This is a genomic window from Capnocytophaga granulosa ATCC 51502 (assembly GCF_000411115.1).
GTDB classification, from domain to species: Bacteria; Bacteroidota; Bacteroidia; order Flavobacteriales; family Flavobacteriaceae; genus Capnocytophaga; species Capnocytophaga granulosa.
In genome coordinates this window covers 21,926-43,676 of sequence record NZ_KE150259.1, presented here as the reverse complement: position 1 = coordinate 43,676, position 21,751 = coordinate 21,926, and the positions used below count along the sequence as shown (strand labels likewise).

21 protein-coding genes are annotated in these 21,751 nt (G+C 43.2%); 10 read left to right on the top strand and 11 right to left on the bottom strand.

The genetic code is table 11. From position 1 onward, the window contains the following. Positions 1-74: 74 nt before the first annotated feature. From HMPREF9331_RS11780 to HMPREF9331_RS11770, 3 genes are all read right to left on the bottom strand, one after another. Positions 75-1,463 carry a dipeptidase gene (locus tag HMPREF9331_RS11780; protein ID WP_016421124.1) on the bottom strand — a complete coding sequence of 463 codons (1,389 nt, stop codon included), beginning with the start codon at positions 1,461-1,463 and terminating at the stop codon, positions 75-77. A gap of 120 nt (positions 1,464-1,583) precedes the next feature. Then, a complete protein-coding gene (gene guaA / locus HMPREF9331_RS11775; protein WP_016421123.1) occupies positions 1,584-3,110 on the bottom strand; it encodes a glutamine-hydrolyzing GMP synthase in 1,527 nt (508 codons plus the stop codon). Between the two features lie 98 nt (positions 3,111-3,208). Continuing rightward, positions 3,209-3,796 (bottom strand): hypothetical protein, encoded by a 588-nt coding sequence (locus HMPREF9331_RS11770; protein ID WP_016421122.1) that lies wholly within the window; start codon positions 3,794-3,796, stop codon positions 3,209-3,211. Positions 3,797-3,925: 129 nt separating this feature from the next. Between HMPREF9331_RS11770 and HMPREF9331_RS11765 the strand changes: the two genes are divergently transcribed. Beyond that, entirely contained in the window at positions 3,926-5,152 is a 1,227-nt protein-coding gene (locus HMPREF9331_RS11765) for an MFS transporter (protein ID WP_016421121.1), read from the top strand. Between the two features lie 105 nt (positions 5,153-5,257). Here HMPREF9331_RS11765 and HMPREF9331_RS11760 read toward each other — a convergent pair whose 3' ends face one another. Further along, the gene (locus HMPREF9331_RS11760) at positions 5,258-8,185 is read right to left on the bottom strand and encodes a M16 family metallopeptidase (RefSeq protein ID WP_016421120.1); all 2,928 of its coding nucleotides are present in this window, start codon (positions 8,183-8,185) and stop codon (positions 5,258-5,260) included. Positions 8,186-8,322: 137 nt separating this feature from the next. On the opposite strand from HMPREF9331_RS11760, the gene HMPREF9331_RS13025 reads away from it, so the two are divergent. Both HMPREF9331_RS13025 and HMPREF9331_RS11755 read left to right on the top strand, forming a co-directional pair. Then, complete coding sequence (locus HMPREF9331_RS13025) at positions 8,323-8,502, top strand: hypothetical protein (RefSeq protein WP_144267036.1); 180 nt, start codon at positions 8,323-8,325, stop codon at positions 8,500-8,502. 74 nt (positions 8,503-8,576) lie between these two features. Beyond that, a complete protein-coding gene (locus HMPREF9331_RS11755; protein ID WP_016421119.1) occupies positions 8,577-9,413 on the top strand; it encodes an OmpA/MotB family protein in 837 nt (278 codons plus the stop codon). A 64-nt stretch (positions 9,414-9,477) separates the two neighbouring features. Here HMPREF9331_RS11755 and pepT read toward each other — a convergent pair whose 3' ends face one another. Continuing rightward, the gene (pepT, locus tag HMPREF9331_RS11750; protein ID WP_016421118.1) at positions 9,478-10,719 is read right to left on the bottom strand and encodes a peptidase T; all 1,242 of its coding nucleotides are present in this window, start codon (positions 10,717-10,719) and stop codon (positions 9,478-9,480) included. A 34-nt stretch (positions 10,720-10,753) separates the two neighbouring features. Beyond that, a complete protein-coding gene (locus HMPREF9331_RS11745) occupies positions 10,754-11,239 on the bottom strand; it encodes a hypothetical protein (protein WP_016421117.1) in 486 nt (161 codons plus the stop codon). A 176-nt stretch (positions 11,240-11,415) separates the two neighbouring features. Between HMPREF9331_RS11745 and tyrS the strand changes: the two genes are divergently transcribed. The 6 genes from tyrS (at position 11,416) to HMPREF9331_RS11715 (ending at position 16,360) form a co-directional block, all read left to right on the top strand. Next, entirely contained in the window at positions 11,416-12,714 is a 1,299-nt protein-coding gene (gene tyrS / locus HMPREF9331_RS11740; protein ID WP_009641768.1) for a tyrosine--tRNA ligase, read from the top strand. Between the two features lie 33 nt (positions 12,715-12,747). Continuing rightward, positions 12,748-13,521: a threonine/serine exporter family protein gene (locus HMPREF9331_RS11735; protein ID WP_016421116.1), complete on the top strand. Its 774-nt coding sequence runs from the start codon at positions 12,748-12,750 to the stop codon at positions 13,519-13,521. Then, positions 13,508-14,077, top strand: coding sequence for a threonine/serine exporter family protein (locus HMPREF9331_RS11730; protein WP_016421115.1), 570 nt, complete (start codon positions 13,508-13,510; stop codon positions 14,075-14,077). The genes HMPREF9331_RS11735 and HMPREF9331_RS11730 overlap by 14 nt, the downstream gene beginning before the upstream one ends. A 109-nt stretch (positions 14,078-14,186) precedes the next feature. Further along, entirely contained in the window at positions 14,187-14,615 is a 429-nt protein-coding gene (locus HMPREF9331_RS11725; RefSeq protein WP_016421114.1) for a DUF3127 domain-containing protein, read from the top strand. Positions 14,616-14,645: 30 nt separating this feature from the next. Further along, positions 14,646-15,845 carry an acetate/propionate family kinase gene (locus HMPREF9331_RS11720; protein ID WP_016421113.1) on the top strand — a complete coding sequence of 400 codons (1,200 nt, stop codon included), beginning with the start codon at positions 14,646-14,648 and terminating at the stop codon, positions 15,843-15,845. A gap of 20 nt (positions 15,846-15,865) precedes the next feature. After that, complete coding sequence (locus tag HMPREF9331_RS11715; protein WP_016421112.1) at positions 15,866-16,360, top strand: DUF4878 domain-containing protein; 495 nt, start codon at positions 15,866-15,868, stop codon at positions 16,358-16,360. A gap of 82 nt (positions 16,361-16,442) precedes the next feature. On the opposite strand, the gene HMPREF9331_RS11710 is transcribed toward HMPREF9331_RS11715, so the two are convergent. Continuing rightward, positions 16,443-17,021: a hypothetical protein gene (locus tag HMPREF9331_RS11710; RefSeq protein ID WP_040357551.1), complete on the bottom strand. Its 579-nt coding sequence runs from the start codon at positions 17,019-17,021 to the stop codon at positions 16,443-16,445. 185 nt (positions 17,022-17,206) lie between these two features. Between HMPREF9331_RS11710 and rseP the strand changes: the two genes are divergently transcribed. Then, a complete protein-coding gene (rseP, locus tag HMPREF9331_RS11705) occupies positions 17,207-18,526 on the top strand; it encodes an RIP metalloprotease RseP (protein WP_016421110.1) in 1,320 nt (439 codons plus the stop codon). On the opposite strand, the gene HMPREF9331_RS11700 is transcribed toward rseP, so the two are convergent. Genes HMPREF9331_RS11700 through gldE form a run of 4 tightly spaced genes read right to left on the bottom strand, consistent with a single transcriptional unit; the run spans position 18,523 to position 21,717 of the window. Next, positions 18,523-19,446, bottom strand: coding sequence for a DUF6427 family protein (locus tag HMPREF9331_RS11700; RefSeq protein ID WP_016421109.1), 924 nt, complete (start codon positions 19,444-19,446; stop codon positions 18,523-18,525). The genes rseP and HMPREF9331_RS11700 overlap by 4 nt on opposite strands. Further along, positions 19,447-19,869, bottom strand: a complete 423-nt coding sequence (locus tag HMPREF9331_RS11695; protein ID WP_016421108.1) for a Rieske (2Fe-2S) protein — start codon at positions 19,867-19,869, stop codon at positions 19,447-19,449. It abuts the gene before it with no gap. A gap of 1 nt (position 19,870) precedes the next feature. Further along, a complete protein-coding gene (gene gldD, locus HMPREF9331_RS11690; RefSeq protein ID WP_016421107.1) occupies positions 19,871-20,425 on the bottom strand; it encodes a gliding motility lipoprotein GldD in 555 nt (184 codons plus the stop codon). Further along, positions 20,422-21,717 (bottom strand): gliding motility-associated protein GldE, encoded by a 1,296-nt coding sequence (gene gldE / locus HMPREF9331_RS11685; RefSeq protein ID WP_051113228.1) that lies wholly within the window; start codon positions 21,715-21,717, stop codon positions 20,422-20,424. Before gldE ends, gldD begins: the two co-directional genes overlap by 4 nt. Between the last annotated feature and the right edge of the window lie 34 nt (positions 21,718-21,751).

The window sequence follows — 21,751 nt, the reverse complement described above, 5'->3', positions numbered from 1 at the left end:
TTAGTGGTTAGTGATTAGTGACAAATGACCAGTGACTAACCTTTGTGTGAGAATTAGCCACTGGTCACTTGTCATTAGTCGTTTGTCATTGAACTGTAGTACTCATAGAAGTATGGAATAGTTTCTATGCCTTTGAAGAAATTAAACAGACCGTAGTGTTCGTTGGGTGAGTGGATAAGGTCGGAATCCAAACCAAAGCCCATTAGGATAGACTTGGTGCCAAGTTCCTTCTCGAAGAGGGCTACAATCGGGATACTACCGCCTTCTGCAGCAGGGATAGGGGCCTTACCAAAGGTCTTTTCCATAGCTTTCTCTGCGGCCTTGTAGCCTTTATTCTCTATATCCATAGCATAAGCAGGGCCTCCGCTTAGGTCTTTTACCTTGACTGTCACCCCTTTAGGAGCGATCTGCTCAAAATATTGAGTAAATAGGCTTACCACTTCCTTGCTGTCTTGGTCTGGTACCAATCGCATAGATATCTTGGCATAGGCCTTGCTTGGGATAATGGTCTTAGCCCCCTCGCCTGTGTAACCTCCCCAGATACCATTGACATCCAAGGCTGGACGAATGGTAGCACTCTCCAAAACAGAATACCCCTCTTCATGCTTAGCCTCGGCTATACCTAAGTCCTTGTTGTAAGCCTCCAAAGAGAAAGGCGTTTGGGCAAACATGTGGCGTTCCTCTGGCAGGAGCTCTTTCACCTTATCATAGAAATGAGGGATTGTGATACGATTCTTCTCATCATAGAGCTTAGCTATCATCTGGCTAAGTACTGTGACAGGATTCAGTACGGCTCCTCCATACACCCCGGAGTGTAGATCGCGGTTAGGGCCTGTCAGCTCTACTTCTACGTAGCTAAGCCCGCGCAATCTTAGGGTTACCGAAGGCACATCATTGGCTATGATACTAGTATCAGAGATTAGGATAATGTCGTTTTTGAGTTTTTCTCGGTTGGCATGTACAAATGCGCCAAGATTCTTAGAGCCTACTTCCTCTTCGCCCTCAATCATAAACTTCACATTACAAGGAAGTTTGCCTTCCTTAACCATATATTCAAGTGCCTTTACGTGCATGAACATCTGTCCTTTGTCATCACAGGCACCACGAGCAAAAATCGCACCATCGGGGTGTGTTTCAGTCTTTTTGATTACAGGCTCGAAGGGGTCGGTATCCCACAATTCCAAAGGCACCGCAGGCTGTACGTCATAGTGCCCATATACCAATACCGTAGGCAAGTTATCCCCTACGTGTTTTTCCCCATATACTACAGGGTTACCCTCGGTAGGGCAGATTTCTGCTTTGTCGCAACCTGCCTTCAAAAGGGCTTCTTTTACCCACTTGGCTGTATCCTCTACAGAGGACTTATATGCCGAATCCGCACTAATGGAGGGCATACGCAATAGCTCGAACAACTCGCTTAGGAAGCGGTCTTTGTTCTGCTCAATGTAAGTTTTTATATCCACGTCTTTTTAATTGTTAATTATCAATTGTTAATTGTTATCTCCTGTGGTATTTAGTTGTTAGTTGTTAGTTGTTAGCCATCAGCAGTCATTGATAATTAACAATTAACAATCAACAATTATCTACTCCCACTCTATGGTTGCAGGCGGCTTGGAGCTGATGTCATACACCACGCGATTTACGCCTTTTACCTTATTAATGATTTCATTGGAGACCTTTTGCAGGAAGCTATAAGGCAAATGTACCCAGTCGGCTGTCATACCATCGGTACTTTCCACAGCTCGTAAGGCAACACACTTCTCATAAGTACGCTCGTCTCCCATTACCCCTACACTATTGATAGGCAATAGAATCGCTCCTGCTTGCCATACTTTGTCATATAAGTTATTGTCCTTGAGGGCATTGATAAATATCGCATCTACCTCCTGAAGCGTAGCCACTTTCTCTGCGGTGATGTCACCTAAGATACGTATGGCCAAGCCTGGGCCTGGGAAAGGGTGTCGCCCCAGTAGCTCCGCTGGAATCCCCAAAGAGGCACCTACACGGCGTACCTCGTCCTTGAAGAGGGTACGTAAAGGCTCTACGATCTTCAGCTTCATATAATCGGGCAAGCCTCCTACATTGTGGTGGCTCTTAATGGTGGCCGATGGCCCTTTGACAGAGACTGACTCTATCACATCGGGGTAAATAGTCCCTTGTGCCAAGTAGGTAACATCGGTGATTTGGTGGGCTTCCTTGTCAAATACTTCTATAAAGACACGCCCTATAGTCTTACGCTTGGCCTCTGGGTCTGTAACCCCAGCCAAGGCGGATAGGAACTCTGCTGAAGCATCTACTCCTTTGATATTCAGCCCCATACCTTTGTATTGTTCCAAAACACTTTGGAACTCACCCTTGCGCAATAGTCCATTATTGACAAAGATACAATGTAGCTGGCTACCAATAGCTCTGTTTAGGAGCACAGCTGCCACGGTGGAATCTACTCCTCCCGAAAGGCCTAAGACCACTTTCTCTCCACCTATCTGCGCTTTGAGCGAGGCCACAGTAGTCTCGATAAAGTTGTCCGCTGTCCAAGAGGGGGTAAGCCGCGCTATCTTAAAGAGGAAGTTGGCCAAGAACTGTTTACCGTCGGTGGAGTGATACACTTCGGGGTGGAACTGTATGGCGTAAGTTGGTTCACCCTCTATACGATAGGCAGCATTCTCCACATCGGGAGTGCTGGCTAGGCGTACCCCACCGGTGGGTAGTGCTTTGATAGTATCACTATGGCTCATCCATACTTGACTATTGGCAGGAACATCTGCTAAGAAGGGTTCGTTTTCCTTGAGATAAACTAAGTGTGCACGGCCGTACTCACGTACATCGGAAGGCGCTACTTCACCTCCAAAGAAGTGAGCTAAGTATTGCGCTCCATAGCAAACGGCCAAGATTGGCTTTTTGCCCCTAAAGAGCGACAAATCAGGGTGAGGGGCGTCGCTGGCACGCACCGAATAAGGCGAACCTGAAAGAATCACCGCGGAGAAGGTCTCTACCTCCTCAGGCAAATGATTGTAAGGGTGTATCTCACAATACACACTAAGCTCTCTCACCCTACGAGCAATAAGCTGTGTATATTGGGAACCAAAATCTAAAATAAGTACTTTATCCATTTACAAGTTTTGAGTTTTGAGTCTTGAGTTTTGAGTCTTGAGTTTTGAGTCTTGAGTTCCAAACTAACTAAAAACTAAGAACTCAAAACTCAAAACTTTTAAAAGTAGTATACCGCCCCCACTTGCAGCACCAAGTTATTAAGTTCCGTATTGAAGGGGGTGCCTCCGTAATAATCCGTATAGTTGTTGATCCCTCCCCTACCCGATTTGGCGCGCGCCTCAAGGCTTAGAAAAGAAAATATGGGCACTTCCACCCCTACGAGTCCTGCCACATCAAAGGTTCTGGGCGAGGGTACTTTGCTGTCTTTTTTGATCAAGAGGTCGGTGGTCAGCCCCGCATCCAAATATAGGTGTTCAAAAAGGCGAAAATGAATGATATAGCCCAAGGAGAGATAGCCCGTGGTATAACTGCCTGCATAGGCTGGCTCATAGGTTTCCCTATAGCGAGCTCCCTGTCCTGAATAGAGCAGTTCTAACTTCCCGCTAATGGTGCGGTCAGTAAGTACTGAAAGGGTCGCGCCTCCATAGAAGCTGGGTACATAGCTAAAATCCTCCCGCTGGTAGAAGAAGCCACGAGAAAAGGTGGCCAAGGATAAGCCCGCTTTGGCGCCTACCCGTACATTGCTCTCCTGCCCCCATAGGCACAGAGAACATAAGCATAAAAAAGACAAAATCACCTGCCTCATAGCAAACTCTTATAAGTGGCAAAGATAGCAATATTATGTGACAAATAAAAATAGTTTATAAAAAATCTTTCAGTAAGAGAGAAAAAAGTCAGATAATTCGTACTTTTGCATCTTCAAAATTATATCTGCATGAAAACCAAGCAAACCACCAACTATCTGATCATCATTCTCATCTCCCTCTCCCATGGTCTGAACGATCTATTACAAGGTATCTTACCCTCTATCTATCCTGCTCTGAAACAGGAGTTTGCACTCTCCATGGCGCAGGTGGGACTGATTACCTTCTGTTATCAGGTGTCTGCCTCCATTTTGCAACCCTTGGTGGGAGCTTATACGGATAAGCACCCCAAGCCTTATGCCCAGGTGGTAGGTATGGCCTTCAGTGCCTTAGGCATTGGGCTACTCTCATGGGTGAATAGCTATGCGCTGGTGCTGCTCTCGGTGATTTTTGTGGGGATAGGCTCCTCTATCTTTCATCCTGAGGCCTCGCGTATTGCCTTTTTAGCCTCTGGAGGTAAGCGCTCTTTTACCCAAGCGGTATTCCAGCTTGGGGGCAATTCAGGAAGTGCACTGGCACCTCTTCTGGTGATTATGGTTGTCTTTACCAAGAAAATAGTAGATGGCCAGCTGGTGGAAGAGAGTCATTTGGAACGCCTTGTATGGTTTGTCCTCTTCCCTGCCCTTGCTATTGTGATTCTACTTTTTATAGGCGCTTGGCGCAAAAAGCTCCTCAAGCAGGCGCAGACGCTCAAAAAGCGGGAGATTCCCCTACCCGACCTTACTCATGCACAGGTACGCAACTCGGTGATTATCCTCATGTTCCTTGTTTTCTCTAAGAACTTCTATACCGCAGGCATCAGTAATTACTTCCAGTTCTATACCATCAAGACCTTTGGCTTTACCAATGCCGAGGCACAGCTCTACCTCTTTTATTACCTAGGGGCAGCGGCAGCAGGCACGCTTATTGGCGGCTTTTTCGGAGACAGAGTAGGCAGGAAGTTTATCATTTGGTTTTCTATCTTAGGAGCTGCACCTTTTGCCCTATGGCTTCCCTATGCCGATGCCAAAACGACAGCGGTTTTAGTAGTGCTCATTGGCTTTATCATCTCCTCTGCCTTTGCTTCTATTTTGGTCTATGCCCAAGAGCTACTACCTAAGAAGATCGGTATGATTTCGGGGGTTTTCTACGGATTTGCCTTTGGTATGGCAGGCTTAGGCTCCGCTGTATTAGGCAAACTGATTGATATGACCAGTATTACTTTCGTCTATAAGGTCTGTTCCTTCCTCCCCCTTATGGGACTGACCGCCTATTTCTTACCTAACCTAAGAAAAGTAAAAACAAAATTAAGTGAATAACGAAAAGTGAAGAGTGAAAAGCGAACGAATAACGTCACTTTTCACCCTTCACTAGTCATTGGTCACTAGTCATTGGTCATTGGTCATTGGTCATTGGTCATTGTCTTAGAATCCAAACAGTTCCTCAAGGCTTACTTTCTTGAACTCACCTATTTTTTGGAGTTCTGCTTGAGGGAGTTTCTTCTCAGAGGCCAAGATAACATAGGTATAAGGCTTCTTAGAGAGGTATTTATCATGGAAAGCCTGTATATCCTTGAAGGTGATCTTATCTACATTTTGATAAACTGACTTTCTGATATCTTCCTTAAGCCCTAATCGCTGTGCATTCAAATAGTCGTAGATGATATCATCTTGCGTAATACGCTCGGTTTGTATATCCTTTCTAAGTTGTTCTTTGGCCAATTCGAAGTTGGCAGGTAGCTCTGGCATAGTGGTAAGTAGCTCATTCATAGCTGCCACTGCTTCCTGGAATTTATCAGCCTGTGCTCCTACATAGGATAGCATATAGTACTTATCCTCTTTCTTTGTTGGGATTTTGTAAAAACCATAAGTACTGTAAGCCAAGGCTTTACTTTCACGAATGGTTTGGAATACCAAAGAGCCCATACTGCCACCAAAATAGTTATTGAATACCCTGATAGTAGTAGTTTCTGCTGGGTTGTAAGTATCTGTATTTCTCACCCAACGAGTTTCGGCCTGTACCATTTCGTAATCGGTAAAGAGTACTGTGTTCTTAGTCTGTGTCTCTTGCTTAAACTGCTGTGCTTGAGGCACTTTAGCAAACTTAGCTGGTACCTTGTGGAGCTTGCCAAGCTGCTTGGTTAGCTCAGAGATAGAGGCAGGACCGTAATAGATAATAGTTTGCTCTACATCGTTGAGTTTCTTAAGCCTATCTACCAACTCAGCTGCAGAAGTAGCTTCCAACTCAGCATTAGAAAGAACATGGTTATACTTGTTCTTTGCCCCATAGAGCGCATAGCTGGTCAGTGCCTGCATGATTTGGTTTCGGTTGGCCTTTACATCTGTACGATACTTGGCCATACGTGCCTTAAGTGATTTAAGTGCTTCTTCGTCTAATTTGACATGGCTTACCAAATCCTCATAAAGAGCTACTGCGGCGGCAAAATTCTCCTGCAAGCCTTCTATATTTACATAAGTATAGTCCTCACCTGTAGACACCTTAAAACTGGAGGCTATTTTGTAGAACTCTTTAGAGATTTGCTCTGCTGATTTCTTATCGGTTCCTAAGAACTGGATATACTGAGCGGCTAAGCCCATTTTCAGGTCATTAAAAGTACCTATTTTGTAACGGAAACTCAATCGGAAAAGGTCATTGTCCTTGTTCTGTACAGCGAGTACTTCTGCCTTGCCCAATTTAGATTTCTGTATATCCTTGTTATAATCCAAGAAAAGAGGCTCCACAGGAGTACTTGGCATATCGTTAATCATCTTCACAAAAGCCGATTGCTTGTCAGCATTGGTCTCCACAGGGGTAATAGCAGGTTTTTCTATCTTCTCTACATTGGTACGTTCTCCTTTTTTCTTATAGACAGCCACATAGTTGTCTCCTAAGTATTTGTTAGCAAAAGCTACCACATCGGCTTTAGTAATTTTCTGAAGATCATTTACATAAGCCACTTGGTCTCTCCAGTCTATCTTTCCTGTGAAGGCTTGCATCAATAGGTTGGCTCGTCCACCATAGGTTTCTGCCTCCTGAATGGCATCTTTCTTGAAATTATTTACGATAGAAGGCAATAGGTCATCGTCAAAATTTCCTTTTTTAAGATTATCTATCTCATTGACAATCAATTTTCTCACCTCATCCAAAGACTGTCCTTGGGAAGGTGACGCAGAGATATAGAGCAAGCCATAATCCACCAATAGGTAAGGGAAAGCACCCGCACGCAAGAGTTTTTGTTTTTTAACCAAATTTAGGTCAATAAGCCCAGCCTTGCCATTGGTAAGGATAGAACCAATAAGATTAGCCAAAAGGGCGTCCTTCTCTTGTGTACTTGGCAAGCGATAGGCCATGGTAACACTCTCTGCATCAGGCCCTACTACTTCCTTGATAATAGGAGCGGTGATAGGGTCTTCCTTCTCAAAGGTGTACTGGGGCACTTCCTTGTATTTCATATAAGAGAATGCCTTGTCTATCTTAGCAATAGCACTATCAGGGTTGAAATCACCAGAGAGAATCACCGCCATGTTATTAGGTACATAATAGGTATTGAAGTACTTGCGAATCTCCTTCAGTGATGGGTTCTTGAGGTGTTCTACTGTACCTATAGTGGTCTGTTGGCCGTAGTTGTGCTTCTTGAACACATTGGACAAAAGAGTTTCAAATACCAAGCTACCATCACTGTCCAAGGAGCGATTTTTCTCCTCATATACTGCCTCCAATTCTGTATGGAAAAGACGTAGCACAGGGTTGCGGAAACGCTCTGCTTGTACCGCTATATACTTATCCAAGGCATTGGCAGGGACATCATCTGTATAAACTGTCTGTTCAAAGGAGGTAAAGGCATTAGTACCTTGTGCTCCCATAGCCGAGAGCATTTTGTCGTACTCATTGGCAATAGCATACTTACTAGCTATGCCTGAGACCCTATCTATCTCCTTGTAGATTTCCTTGCGCTGAGCGGGGTCTTTGGTTTGGTTGTACTTCTCATATAGGGCATCGATCTTTTCTAGCTCTACTTTTTCCTTGTCCCAGTCCAAAGAACCATACTTATCAGTTCCCTTAAAGAGCATATGCTCTAGGTAGTGTGCTAGCCCTGTATTGGTAGCAGGGTCGGTCTTGCTTCCCGCTCTTACGGCTACATAACACTGAATACGTGGTTCCTTATTAGTAGGGCTAAGAATCACCGTAAGGCCATTCTTTAGCGTATAGAACCTTGCATTGGTTGGGTCATTGGTTACATACTTATAGGTGTAACCTGCACTTTCTGCTTCCTTCCACTGATAGTTTTGTCCAAAAGCTGACAAGGAAGAGGCAATTGCAGAAATGCCTAAAAATAAATTCCTTTTCAACATAGTAAAATCATTTAGACCACAAAATTAATAAATTTTCCGCAATCTACCAAATCAATTATTAGTTTTTAGTTATTAATACGGGTCAACAATTAAAATATTATTTACTAACTTTCTAAGACGCAATAAATTGCGCCTTAATGAATTGGATTATACAATATGTTTTTCCTATGTATAATGAGCAAAAATGTTGCTTCTCTGGGGCACTTAGCCTTTGCCTACACGAGCCTGCAACCCATACCTGTGGAGTAGGGGCAAATGGCTCACATACTCCGCTCTGGCGGACTTTACCCCTACAATCCTTGAGTTTTAACTTTTAAATATCCTTTCATAAGGGATAATTTTAACGAAGAAATCGTACTTTTGCCCCATAAAATACTTAAAAATTTCACGTATGAAAAAATTTGTACTTATTTTATTAGGCGGATTGGCTTTGACCTCTTGTGTCTCCAACAAGAAATTCCGAGCCTTACAAGACCAGCTCAAAAGCACTGAGGACTTGCTCAATACCGCTACTGTAAAGCTCAACAGTTGCTTGAAAGACAGAGAGCTTCTGCAATCCAACAACGAACTGCTTCGCAAGAACAATGAGGGATTGCTTACCAACCTTGGCAATATGACCATGCTTACTCAAAAAGGAGCCGATAACCTCGAACGTTCCTTGGAAAGTATCAAGGAAAAAGACCTCACTATCAAGAACTTGCGTGATGCTGTTACCCGTCGTGACTCTATCAACCTAGCCCTTGTACAGAGCCTTAAAGGGGTATTGGGCAACTTGGACGATGAGGATATCACTGTACAGGTAGACAAAGGTGTGGTTTATGTCTCTATCTCCGACAAAATGCTCTTTAGCAGTGGTAGCTACAACGTAACCCCTCGTGCCCGCGAGGTACTTGGTAAAGTAGCTAAGGTTGTCAATAACAAGCCTGATTTTGAGTTCATGGTAGAAGGACACACCGACAATGTGCCTATCAAGAATAGTTGTATCAAGAACAACTGGGACTTGAGCGTGCTAAGGGCTACTGCCGTAGTGAATATCCTCCAAAACGATTTTGGGGTATCTCCTTCGCGTATGACTGCCGCTGGGCGTGGGGAATATGTACCTGTTACCTCCAACTCAACTCCTGAAGGGCGTGCTATCAACCGCCGCACCCGTATTGTGGTATTGCCTAAGCTCGACCAATTCTACAATATGATCGAACAAGGTATGAAAGACCCGAAAATAAACTAAAAAATAAAAAGTAAAAGGTAAAAAGTGGTTTGTCACTTTTTACCTTTTTACTTTTTTCACCTTATTACTTTTTACCTTTATCAGCTGTTATTTCCGCGATTTTGACAATCACATCTACGGCCTTGAGTAGGCTCGGTACTGGCAAATATTCGTACTTACCGTGGAAATTAACCCCTCCTGCAAAGATATTGGGACAAGGCAAGCCCTTGAAGCTGAGTTGTGCTCCATCGGTACCCCCACGAATGGCCTGTACTACAGGAGTAATACCCAATTCCTTCATTGCCTGCTCGGCTATCTCTACGATATGAATCACAGGCTCTATCTTCTCACGCATGTTGTAGTATTGGTCTTCTACCTCTAGCTCAAAGACAGCATCTTTGTGGATCTTTTGTAAGTCTTTTACTACTGTGTGTAGCAACTCCTTACGTGCATTGAACTTATTACGGTCATGGTCACGGATAATCATATTGATATACACATCTTCCACATCTCCCTTGATGTTCATCACATGGAAAAAGCCCTCACGGCCTTCGGTACGTTCTGGAATTTCATTCTCTGGAAGAGATTCTATCAGTTCGCTGGCAATAAGAATAGCATTAACCATACGACCCTTGGCTGTACCTGGGTGTACACCCTTGCCTTTGATGTGTATCTTAGCTCCAGCGGCATTGAAGCTCTCATACTCCAACTCCCCTATATGACTACCGTCCATGGTATAAGCCCACTGCGCACCAAACTTTTCTACATCAAACTTATGCGGTCCCTTACCTATCTCCTCATCAGGAGTGAAGGCAATACGGATCTTCCCATGCTGTATCTCAGGGTGTGCCAAAAGATACTCCATAGCCGATACGATCTCAGCTACCCCTGCTTTATCATCAGCTCCTAAGAGCGAAAGACCATCAGTAGTGATGATCGTCTGTCCTACGTATTTCTTCAAATCAGAGAAGTAAGAGGAAGATAGAACAATGTTCTCTTTCTCGTTAAGCACTATATCTCCCCCATCATAGTTATGTACAAACTGTGGATTTACATTCGCCCCAGAAAAGTCAGGCGATGTATCATAGTGTGCAATAAAGCCTATGGTAGGCACCTCATGCGACACATTGGAGGGAAGTGTAGCCATAATGTAGCCATACTCATCTACACTGACCTCTGAAAGGCCTATTTCCTTTAGCTCATCCACCAAAAGGTGAATAATATCCCATTGTTTTTGGGTACTTGGAGTAGTGGTACTCTCAGGATCGGATTGCGAATCCACTTTTACATAGCGGATAAAGCGATCTATAATTTTTTTCTCTTGCATGTGTAAAAATTTAACAAAAACTCTTTATTTAAAACTAATTCTCTTCTTCCCATTGAGCAAGTGGAATAATTGTCCCTTCTATAGGATCTTCTATACGAATATCACTCCTATCTTGCTTATTTACATAGAGCAGATGATAGGTTTCGTAACGGTCATTCCCATTATAACCTATCCTTACCACATAGTACTTTTGCCCATGCTCTATAGTCTCCTCTGGCTCTACCATAACAGAGACTCCTTTTTGCCCCTTGGTCGCTTCATTGATTTGTTTATTGGCTCTTTGGGTGATAGGCAAGGCCAGTACCAAATCTACCACCTCATCTTCGCTAAGGAGCTTTTCAGTGGTATCCCCTATAGCGGCATTAGGTGTTTCTTTTTGAGACTCCTGTACCTCCACAGCTGTAGCCTCCTCCACAGCCGATTTTGGTTGGTTTTGGCAAGATGTCAGCGATAGTCCTACCAACAAGAGCATGCACAAAACCTGCCTAGAGGTAGAAGAAGTAATAAATTGTGTTTTCATAGGAACATGTGTTTATATCACGCAAAAATACGAATTTTCTCTATGAGTTACAAACAATCTTAGTGTTTTTTTTCTCTCTTTTTTCATTGCTATCTTAGTTTTATTTCTTACCTTTGCAAAGCAAAAACTAATCTCTAAAAACTAACCACTAATTACTTAACAACTAAAGAAAGAAAATGAAAAATTTCGTAGAAGAATTGCGTTGGCGTGGTATGATTCAGGACATCATGCCAGAGACCGAACAGCACCTTATGGAAGGCCTTCGTGCCGCTTATGTGGGAATAGACCCTACTGCGGACTCTCTGCATATAGGACACTTGGTGGGTGTGATGATGCTCCGCCATTTCCAAAACTGCGGCCATAAGCCTTATGCACTGGTGGGTGGAGCTACAGGTATGATAGGTGACCCCTCTGGCAAATCTGCTGAAAGAAACCTCCTTACCGAAGAGGCCTTGGCTCACAATATACAGGGTATCAAAAAACAATTGGCCAAATTCCTTGATTTTGAAAGTACCGCCTCCAATCGTGCCGAACTGGTTAATAACTACGACTGGATGAAGGGCTTTTCTTTTCTCTCCTTTATTCGTGATATTGGCAAGCATATCACTGTGAATTATATGATGGCTAAGGATTCGGTAAAAAAACGCTTTGACCCCAATGAGAATACCGAGGGTATGTCCTTCACCGAGTTCTCTTACCAACTGCTACAAGGCTATGACTTTCTGCATCTTTACCAAGAAAAAAATGTAACCCTACAGATGGGAGGCTCCGACCAATGGGGCAATATCACCACTGGTACCGAACTGATTCGCCGCAAAGTAGGTGGAAAAGCCTTTGCCCTTACTTGTCCTCTGATCACCAAAGCCGATGGTACCAAGTTTGGCAAATCCGAAGGAGGCAACGTATGGCTAGACCCTGAAAAGACCTCTCCTTACAAATTCTACCAATATTGGATCAACACTTCCGATGCTGATGCCGAGCGCTATATCAAGATCTTCACCATGCTCCCTAAGGAGGAGATAGAAAGCCTTATCGCTGCTCACCGCGAGGCTCCCCACCTAAGAATTCTACAGAGTAAATTGGCCGAAGAACTGACCCTCTTAGTGCATGGACAGCAGGAATGGGAAAAGGCCGTACAAGCCTCCCAAATTCTCTTTGGCAACTCTACCTCTGAAGATCTCAAAAAGCTCGATGCTAAGACCTTCCTTGAAGTATTTGACGGGGTACCACAAGCGGAAATTTCCTTAGCAGACCTCAAGGGGGGGCTTGACCTTATCGGGGCGCTTTCTGCCAAAACAGGCTTTATCAAGAGTAACTCCGAAGCGCGCCGTGCCATAGGCGAGAACTCTATTTCGGTGAATAAGGAGAAGGTAGCTGACGGCCATCTCCTTGGAGAAAAAGACCTGCTCAATGAGCGTTTCATCCTCTTGCAACGTGGAAAGAAAAACTATTTCTTGATTATAGTAAATAAGTAATACTAAAGATAATTAGAACTAATCTGTATAATCATGAGAGCAATAGAACGGGTGGCACAGCTCTTGGCCGAAATCAACTTTGTCCTCTTCACAGGGGGGGCTAATACACGTAGGGTGCTGAGAAACACCACCCGCATAGCCGAGGCCTTGAACTATCACTGCGATATTTTCTACTCGTATTCGGCTATTATCATCACCGTCTATGACAATGCTACCAAAGAAAAAGAGACCATCGTTAAGAGTATTCCTCATCATGGAGTCAATTTCAATGCAATCTCAGACATCAGTATCCTCTCATGGCGGGTCTTGGAAAAGAAACTCCCTATAGAGGTGATAGAGCGGGAAGTGGCTTATATCAAGCAAAAGTCCCACTACAATATGTACCTGATGTGGTTCTTTGTCTCCTTGGCGGGGGGCTCTCTGGCGTATATCTTCGGGGGGGACAACCACAATAGTTACCTTGAGATGGGCATCTCTTTCTTGGCGACTCTAACAGGGCTTGCTGGCCGGCGCTTATTGCAACTGAGAAAGTTCAATGTCTTTATCTGCTGGGCGTGGGCGGCTTTTGTTTCGGTCAGTGTGGTGAATGCTTTTCGCCTTATGGGAGTAGAAGAATACAAGAACGCCTTGGCCGCTTGCGTGCTATGGCTTATCCCTGGGGTGCCCCTTATCAATGGTTTTATAGACATGCTCACAGGTTATATGGTATCAGGGATGGCCAAGCTCGCCTATGCCCTGATGCTTGTCTTTATGATTTCTATAGGTTTTTATCTCTCTTTATTTGTCTTTGGTTATGAACTTCTTTGATGCTTTTGGACTATTGGCCGAACGTATATTTTGGTCTATGTGGGTATCGGTGGGCTTTGCCCTGTTGTTCAATACCCCTCGTAGGGCACTCTGGGCTACAGCACTACTGGGTGCAGTAGGCTGGAGTATTAAGTTCTTGCTTATCAAAACCATTATCCCAGACCAAGTAGTGATTGCTTCCTTTGTGGGCGCCTGCTCGGTGGGTTTTTTAGGCATGTATTTTGCCCATAGGGTACATACCCCGCCTATGGTATTTACCATTCCTGCGGTGATTAACATGATTCCAGGGAAATCAGGCTACGAGTTCATGATGGGACTGATCAAAATGGTTACCATCACCCATGAGCACGACCGCTCCTTGGAGACTATTTTTGAAACCCTAAAGCTGGGCTTACAGACAGGCTTTATCACCTTAGGCCTTGCCTTTGGAGTAATTGCCCCTGTGCTTCTGCTAAACACTTATACCATTAAGGACAAGGATTTGAATAAGTTTATTGTCAAGAAATTCAAGCGTATCAAAAAGCGTATCAAAAGGGAAGAAGCCCCTGTAGAATAGCGTTTGATAAATATTTTTGGACAAAATCCCTACTTATTCCACTTTTTTTATTACCTTTGTCGCATATTTACTTTTTTTATCTCTGATTTTTAAAATAACATCATAACACATGGAATTACAAGGACGCATAAAAGTGATTACTCCTGTGCAAACCTTTGGAGCTAATGGCTTTCAAAAGAGAGAGCTTATTATTGTTACTGAAGAACAATATCCACAGACCATCTCTATTGATTTCACCCAAGGCAACTGCGAGTTGCTCAATGGCTATCAAGTAGGGCAAGTGGTCAAAGTTACCTTTGATATTCGTGGGCGCGAATGGACCAACCCTCAGGGAGAGGTAAAGTATTTTAACTCCCTAGTGGCTTGGCGTATTGTCAATGTAGATACTGCTGCGCAAGCTGCCCCTACACAAGGACAAGTACCTCCTCCACAACCTATACCTGCGCCTGCACCTCAGCCAGCCACTACTTTTGCCCCTAAAGCTCCTGCACCTGCACCTCAAGGAAATGATTTAAATGATGATGACCTTCCTTTCTAATACAACAACTGATTAATTAACATAAAACCAATGAAAGTACTTATTATCAACGGCGGTAGCTCTTCTTTCAAATACCAACTTATCGAAATGGACACCGAAACGGTATTAGCTAAAGGGCTTGCCGAACGTATTGGCTTAGAACAAAGTAAAATCACACACGAATACTGGGAAAAAGGAGAAAAGCATAAGATCAGCAAAGAAACACACTTCCCTACCCATGAAGAGGCCTTCAAGGTAATTGCTCAGTATCTTACCGATAAAGAATTCGGGGTGATCAAATCCACCAGCGAAGTAAAATACATCGGTCATAGAGTGGTACACGGTGGTAAATTCACCGCACCTGTACGAGTAACTCCTGAGGTGATTGAAGAACTTCGCAAAGTGATTCCTTTGGCTCCCTTGCACAACCCTGCTAGTATCATCGGTATAGAAGCCGCTCAAAAGATATTCCCTAAGGAAACAGAGCACTTCACTGTATTTGACACTGCCTTTCACCAAACTATGCCTGAAAAAGCGTTCCGCTACGCCATTCCTAACCACTACTATACAGAAGACAAAATCCGTGTATATGGGTTCCATGGCATCAGCCACAAGTATGTAGATGCACGTACACGTCGCCACTTTAACAACCCTAAGATGAGAAACATCACCCTTCACCTTGGTAATGGAGCAAGTATGGCTGCTGTCAATGAGGAAGGCCACTGTATAGATACCTCTATGGGATTCGGTCCTGGTGACGGACTTATCATGGGTACCCGTGCAGGAAATATAGACAGTACTGTGATCTTCTTCCTTGGCGAAAAAGGACTCTCTACCCAAGAGATTTCTAAGATTGTCAATAGCGAAAGTGGTATGAAAGGCCTTATCGGTAGCCCTGACGCACGTGACCTCGAAACCCTTGTCAATCAAAATGATCCTAAGGGAAAACTATGCTTGGATATGTATGCTTACCGTATCAAAAAATTCATCGGTGCTTATATTATGGCACTCGGAGGCTTGGATTCACTTATCTTCACCGCTGGAGTGGGTGAAAACTCTGCTATGATCCGCGAGGCTGTATGCGAAGGCTTAGAGTATTTCGGTATCAAATTGGACAAAGAGAAAAACGTAAACCTCAATCACCCAAGCGATATTGTAGAAATAGAAGCTGCCGATAGCAAAGTAAAAATTGTAGTAGTAGCTACCAATGAGGAAATCCAAATCGCTCGTGATGTCCTCTCTCTTGTATAACCCTTTAATCCCTTATAAACATGAGAAAAATTCTTTTAACCTTTTCGCTTCTCTTAGGGCTTTTCTTGGTCTCTTGCTCTAGTAACAACCCTAAAGCGGTGGCTGGGAAATTCCTAAAAGCAGTCAACAAACTTGATTTTAAAGAAGCAAAGAAATATTGTGACAAGGACACTCAGGATCTCCTCTCCCTTATGGAAAGCTTTTCCAAAGGTGAGGAAGCTGATAAAGCAAAAGCCAATGCCCATGATGACGATTTTATTATTACCAAAGTAGAGGAAAATGGTGACAAGGCAAAGGTATATTACAAAACAAAGGAATCTGAGAAAGAGACTTCCCTTGATCTAAAGAAGGTAGATGGCAAATGGCTTGTCTCTATCGACAAAGAACAAGGAGGCAAAGAGCAAGGTGGTGGTGCGCATGACCATGATGAAGATGAGACAAATATCCCTGAAGAGGACGACACTACTCCTGACGATGCACCTGAAGCTCAAGATAGTATCCCTGCTGCACAATAGAACTTAAATTGTACTAAAAAAGGTTGCCTGAAGAGGGCAACCTTTTAGTTTCTAGTAATTATTAGTCACTTTCCTTTAGTCACTAATTAAGTCTTTGTACTTCTATCTCTAAGTCATTTACTTTAGATTGAGCATCTATAAGCTTAGATTTTGTTTTCAATAGTTTAGTACGTAGCTTTAACTCTTTTTCAGCAGAGAGCTTACCTTTTGCTGATTGTTCTTTTATTTTCAAGTCTTGCTTGTCGTACTCTGCTTGTACTTTGCTAACCTTTAACTTCGCCTTAGCGAGCTTGTCTTGTGCTTTCTGTTTTTTCTCTGCACGTTTTTGTTGCTCTTTTGCAGCCTTTTCTGCTGCTTTTTGCTCTCTTTCTTTGGCTTTTTGCTCTCTTTCAGCTTGTTTTTGTTGTTGTTTTGCCAATTTCTCAGCTTCTTTTTGCTGTTTTTCTTTGAGCTTCATTTCCTTTTTAGCCATTTCGTTAGCTGCTTCTTGTTGTTTTGCAGCTTCTTTTTGAGCTTCTAATTGTTGCTTCTCTGCATCGGCTTTTGCTTTGAGCTCTTCTAATCTTTGCTCGTTAGTAGTATCCAATTTTAGAGTGTCCAAAGACTGTGCAGAGGCAAAAGAACCTACTGCTAAGAATAATAATAATGTGATTTTCTTCATCATATTAATTTTTAAATTTTCGGGGCAAAAATACAAAGTTTATTTGTTAATGATTAATGATAATTTGTTAATTAACGAGACTTTGATTGATTTGTCAATTTTCCAATTAGCTCATTGACTCATTGTCAAATTATTTTGCTAATTAGCTAATTAATTCCTATTTTTGCAGCCTAAAAATAATACTAATGGAAGCATTTTTTATTCGTGCAGGTCAGCTACTGTTATGTTTATCTATCTTAGTGATTCTCCACGAGTTAGGGCACTTCATACCCGCCAAATTATTTAAAACAAGGGTAGAGAAGTTCTTCTTGTTCTTTGATGTCAAGTTTGCCTTATTCAAGAAGAAAATAGGGGAAACAGTCTATGGTATCGGTTGGTTACCCTTAGGAGGCTATGTGAAGATAGCTGGCATGATTGACGAGAGTATGGATAAGGAACAAATGGCGCAACCCGCCCAGCCTTGGGAGTTCCGTAGCAAACCCGCATGGCAACGCTTGATTATTATGATCGGTGGGGTTACGGTCAACCTTATCTTGGGTATCCTTCTCTACGCCATGATCTTCAGTATATGGGGCAAAGATGAAATCCGCCCTTCCGATGTACCCAATGGGTATGAAGTAAGCCAAACTATGAAGTCCTATGGCTTCTCGGATGGGGATATTCCCCTAAAAGTTAATGGGAAAGACCTTACCAACACTTTCGCTATCAATCGTATGATCCTCACCCGCCATATAGAGAACATCACCGTACAGAAAGCCGATGGCTCCGTGCAGACCATTGCAGTACCTGATAGTCTCGGTATGCAGGTTTTCCACTCCGATAAGGTGCCCTTGCCCTTCATAAAGCGCCGTACGACCGAGATTGATAGTGTTATGGTAAACTCTCCTGCAAGCAAAGCAGGACTTGAAAAGGGCGACCATATCGTGATGATCAATGGGCAGAAAATCGCCTTCTTTGACCAGCTCAAGCCGCTTATCAAGGAAGGAGAGAACACCTTGCAAATCCTTCGTGGTAGCCAGCTCAAAGACCTCACCATCACACCTAAAGAGGGAATCTTAGGGGTTATAGCCACACAATACTATGACAACAAAACAACCCATGTGGATTACTCCTTCTTCTCCTCTATCTCCGAGGGGATTAGCTATGGTTACTGGACACTACATGATTATGCCGTACAGTTCAAGTATATCTTCACCAAGAAAGGCGCTAACCAAGTAGGGGGCTTTGCTTCCATGGCCAAGATGTTTGACATCTCTTGGGATTGGCAACGCTTCTGGGAGAGTACAGCGCTGATTTCTATTATATTGGCTTTCATGAACATACTCCCTATCCCTGCCCTAGATGGGGGGCATATTGTTTTCCTCATTTATGAGATGATTACAGGCAGAAAGCCCAGCGAAAAGGTCTTGGAATATGCCCAAATGGTAGGCTTCTTTATCCTTTTGGCCTTACTACTCTATGCCAATGGTAACGATATCTACCGCTGGATTACAGGCGGTCATTAGAGCAAATAGGGGCGGCCTATCATAAGAGCGGCCACTTGTAATAAGACAAAGAACCACAACAAGGATTCTCTAAGCCAAGGTCGCTTAATGCCCTCTATGAGCATCATAGCCGAAAGTGCTGTAGGAAAGGTAAAATAAAGCCATCCTACAGCATTTTTGTTTTCATGTAGCACTACCCCTACGATACCTACCAAAACTAAACTGATAAAGAAAGTGGCATAATAGCGCTTATAGGTCTTCTTCAGTAGCCATGAAGTAAAAAAGAGATTGAACAAAAGAATCCCTAAGAGTGGCACATATTTGTATTGTAAAAATGAAAAAAAATCAAAGGTAGGTAGGTAATAAAAACGTAAAAACAACTCATTTTGCCAGCCCAAAAGAAGTGCTACTGCCAAAAGAATGACAAAAAGCATCGCAAAAACAACCAAAGGAATCAGAAAATTACGAAACTTCTTCCCTCCAGAGGTAAGTATCTGTATCCAAAGTAGCAATAAGGCCAAGAAGGACGGCAAAAAGAACAAACTGGCTAAGAAAATCAGTACCGAAATATCAAAAAAAGCCTGTCTGCCATCCGCAATACTATGTGACTGCATAATTTGGAGAATAACCAGTAGAATACAGGTGTTGGCCAGCATAACCATACTATCCTTATACAGTTCAGGGAAAAGCATACTCAGAGCTAACCAAAAAAACAAGACTAAGAGATTGCCCTCACTGAGTTGGTTTTTTCTAATTATAAAGCTTATAGTAGAGGTATTAACCAAAAGCAGCAAGCACATCAGTAGGGTTTCGGCTATGGAAAATGCCGTTATAGGTAGCTCCAGCAGCAGATACCTATAGAGTATCATCTGCAAGACACCCAGCCCATAGAGCAGAAAAAAATGGCTGTTTTTGTTGGTTTGGAGAAAGTTATAAAGCATCTAATTGGATATTATTAAAGCATCGCCTTGCTTGACTACCTGATAGTTGAGCATAGGATAAGTGCTTGCCCCTGACTGGGGTTGGCCATTGAGCAGGTTGTATCTTACCCCATTACAAGGACATAGCATGAATAGGTGATCGTCCTCAAGGGTCATCTGGCTACAAGTGGAAAGCGCTTGCGAGGGGCAGGCACGCTCCCAAGCCATATAGTTATTGCCTATATTGGCTACCACAATTCCCCGCAGCCCTACATTATCTACCATAACCACTCCCCCTGGAATTCTCAGTTTATTATACTCGGCTAAGCGCAGATTAAGCATAGTGGTGAATTTGGCCTCCTGCAAAAAGGGGTTGCGCTGGTAATCCTTGCGATCACAAGAGAACAGCAGTGAGGTAAGTATAACAAATATATACTCTTGCATCTTATTTCCAATGAGTGGTTTCCATAATACGGCGTATATCCTTCTTCAGATACATCGCTGCTGGGTAGATAGAGTCATAGTTGGGGCGTACTCTAAAGTAGATAGAGCCTGTGAGAAAGTGCCGCGTACTATCGGTAATATAGAATTGGGATTGCGAGGCCGCATTGCCATCTACTTCATAGAACATGCCATATACCTTGTCTTTGGTATTTAGGTAAGGCTGCTCCACTATATTGGTAGCCTTGATGGTATGCTCATAGGTAAGGTTCTGAGCATCCTTGAGCAGCTTTACAAGGTTGTCCTTCACGGGCTTATAGGTAATATATATAGTGGCTCGCATGGCGGGATAGTCCAGATTAAGACTATACCCCTGCTTGGTGCTTACTTTGGCATAGGTGTTTTTCTCAAACGAAAAAGGCGTTTCCCCCTTGAGGGTATCATACTGTGCCTCTGGATAATCCAAACGCAGAAAGGCCTTGGGTTTAGGCTGTAAATCACCTCCACAGGCTACCAAAAGCAGCCCTATACAACAACTCATTAGTAATTTGCTCCTCATTTGATGGTTACTTTTAGCTGTTTGATTCGTTTTTTATCTATATCCTCTATGGTAAAGGTGTAGTTTTCAAAAGGTATTACCTGTTTTTTCTCTGGGAAAGCCTCAATAAGTTCCAAGAGGAAGCCTGCTAAGGTCTCACTTTCCCCTCGTATCTTCTCAAAATGCTCCTCTACATCCTCTGGTACGGCAAGTACGCGGTAGAAATCCTTTAGGGAAGTCTTGCCGTCAAAAAGGAAGTTATTCTCGTCCAACTTGGTATAGAAGGCATCTTCTGCATCGTACTCATCGCTGATTTCCCCTACGATCTCCTCTATGACATCTTCAAGGGTTACCACGCCTAAAGTGCCTCCATACTCATCCACCACTATGGCTAAGTGGATTTTCTTCTGTTGAAATTCTGCCAACAGGTCATCGAGCTTCTTGTTATCTGGTACAAAAAAGGCCTTGCGCTTGATACGCTTCCAGTCAAAATCCTTTTCATCGAGATAAGGCAAGAGGTCTTTGGCGTAAATAATCCCTGTGATATTATCTATATTATCCTGATATACAGGCACTCTAGAATAACCATTTTCTTGGATAAAAGCCAATACTTCTGGGTAAGTCATTGTCTCATCTATAGCCGAGATATCTATACGAGGGTGCATGACGGCTCGTATATCGGTATTACCAAAGGAAACAATGCCTGAGAGAATTTTATGCTCCTCACGAGTGGTGTCCTCCTGCGAGGTAAGCTCCAGTGCTTGAGAGAGTTGCCCTACCGAAATAGAAGAACTTTTGCGGAGCTTATTATTGACAAACGAGGTGAAGAGGGTCATAATAGCACTCACTGGGGTCAAGCATAGATCCATAAACTTAATAATGGGGGCTACGCGTTGGGCAAAGATAAGATTATTGCGACTAGCGTATATCTTAGGCAGGATTTCCCCACAAAGAAGTATGACAAAAGTAAGGATACCTACCTCAAAGATTGCCCTTACCCACTCGTTCATACCTCCAAAAAGGAAATCTCCCAAGGGGTCAAAGACCAAAACGATAGACAAATTTACCAAGTTATTGGCTATAAGCAAAGTAGCCAATAGTTTCTGTGGTCGCTTGAGTAGTTGTACTATAAGTGAACTACTGTCCTTCTGCTCTTCCTCTTCCACCTCGGTCGAAGACAGCGAGAACAAAGCTGTTTCTGATCCCGATATAAGGGCAGAACAAGCTAAAAGTAGTATAAAAATAAGCGCTCTGATGAGCAAATCCACCGTAGAGGGGGTTAATGATTGGAGTATCGACGATTCTGTGTCCAAAATTAAATGTTTAGTTATACAATAAGGACTTCAC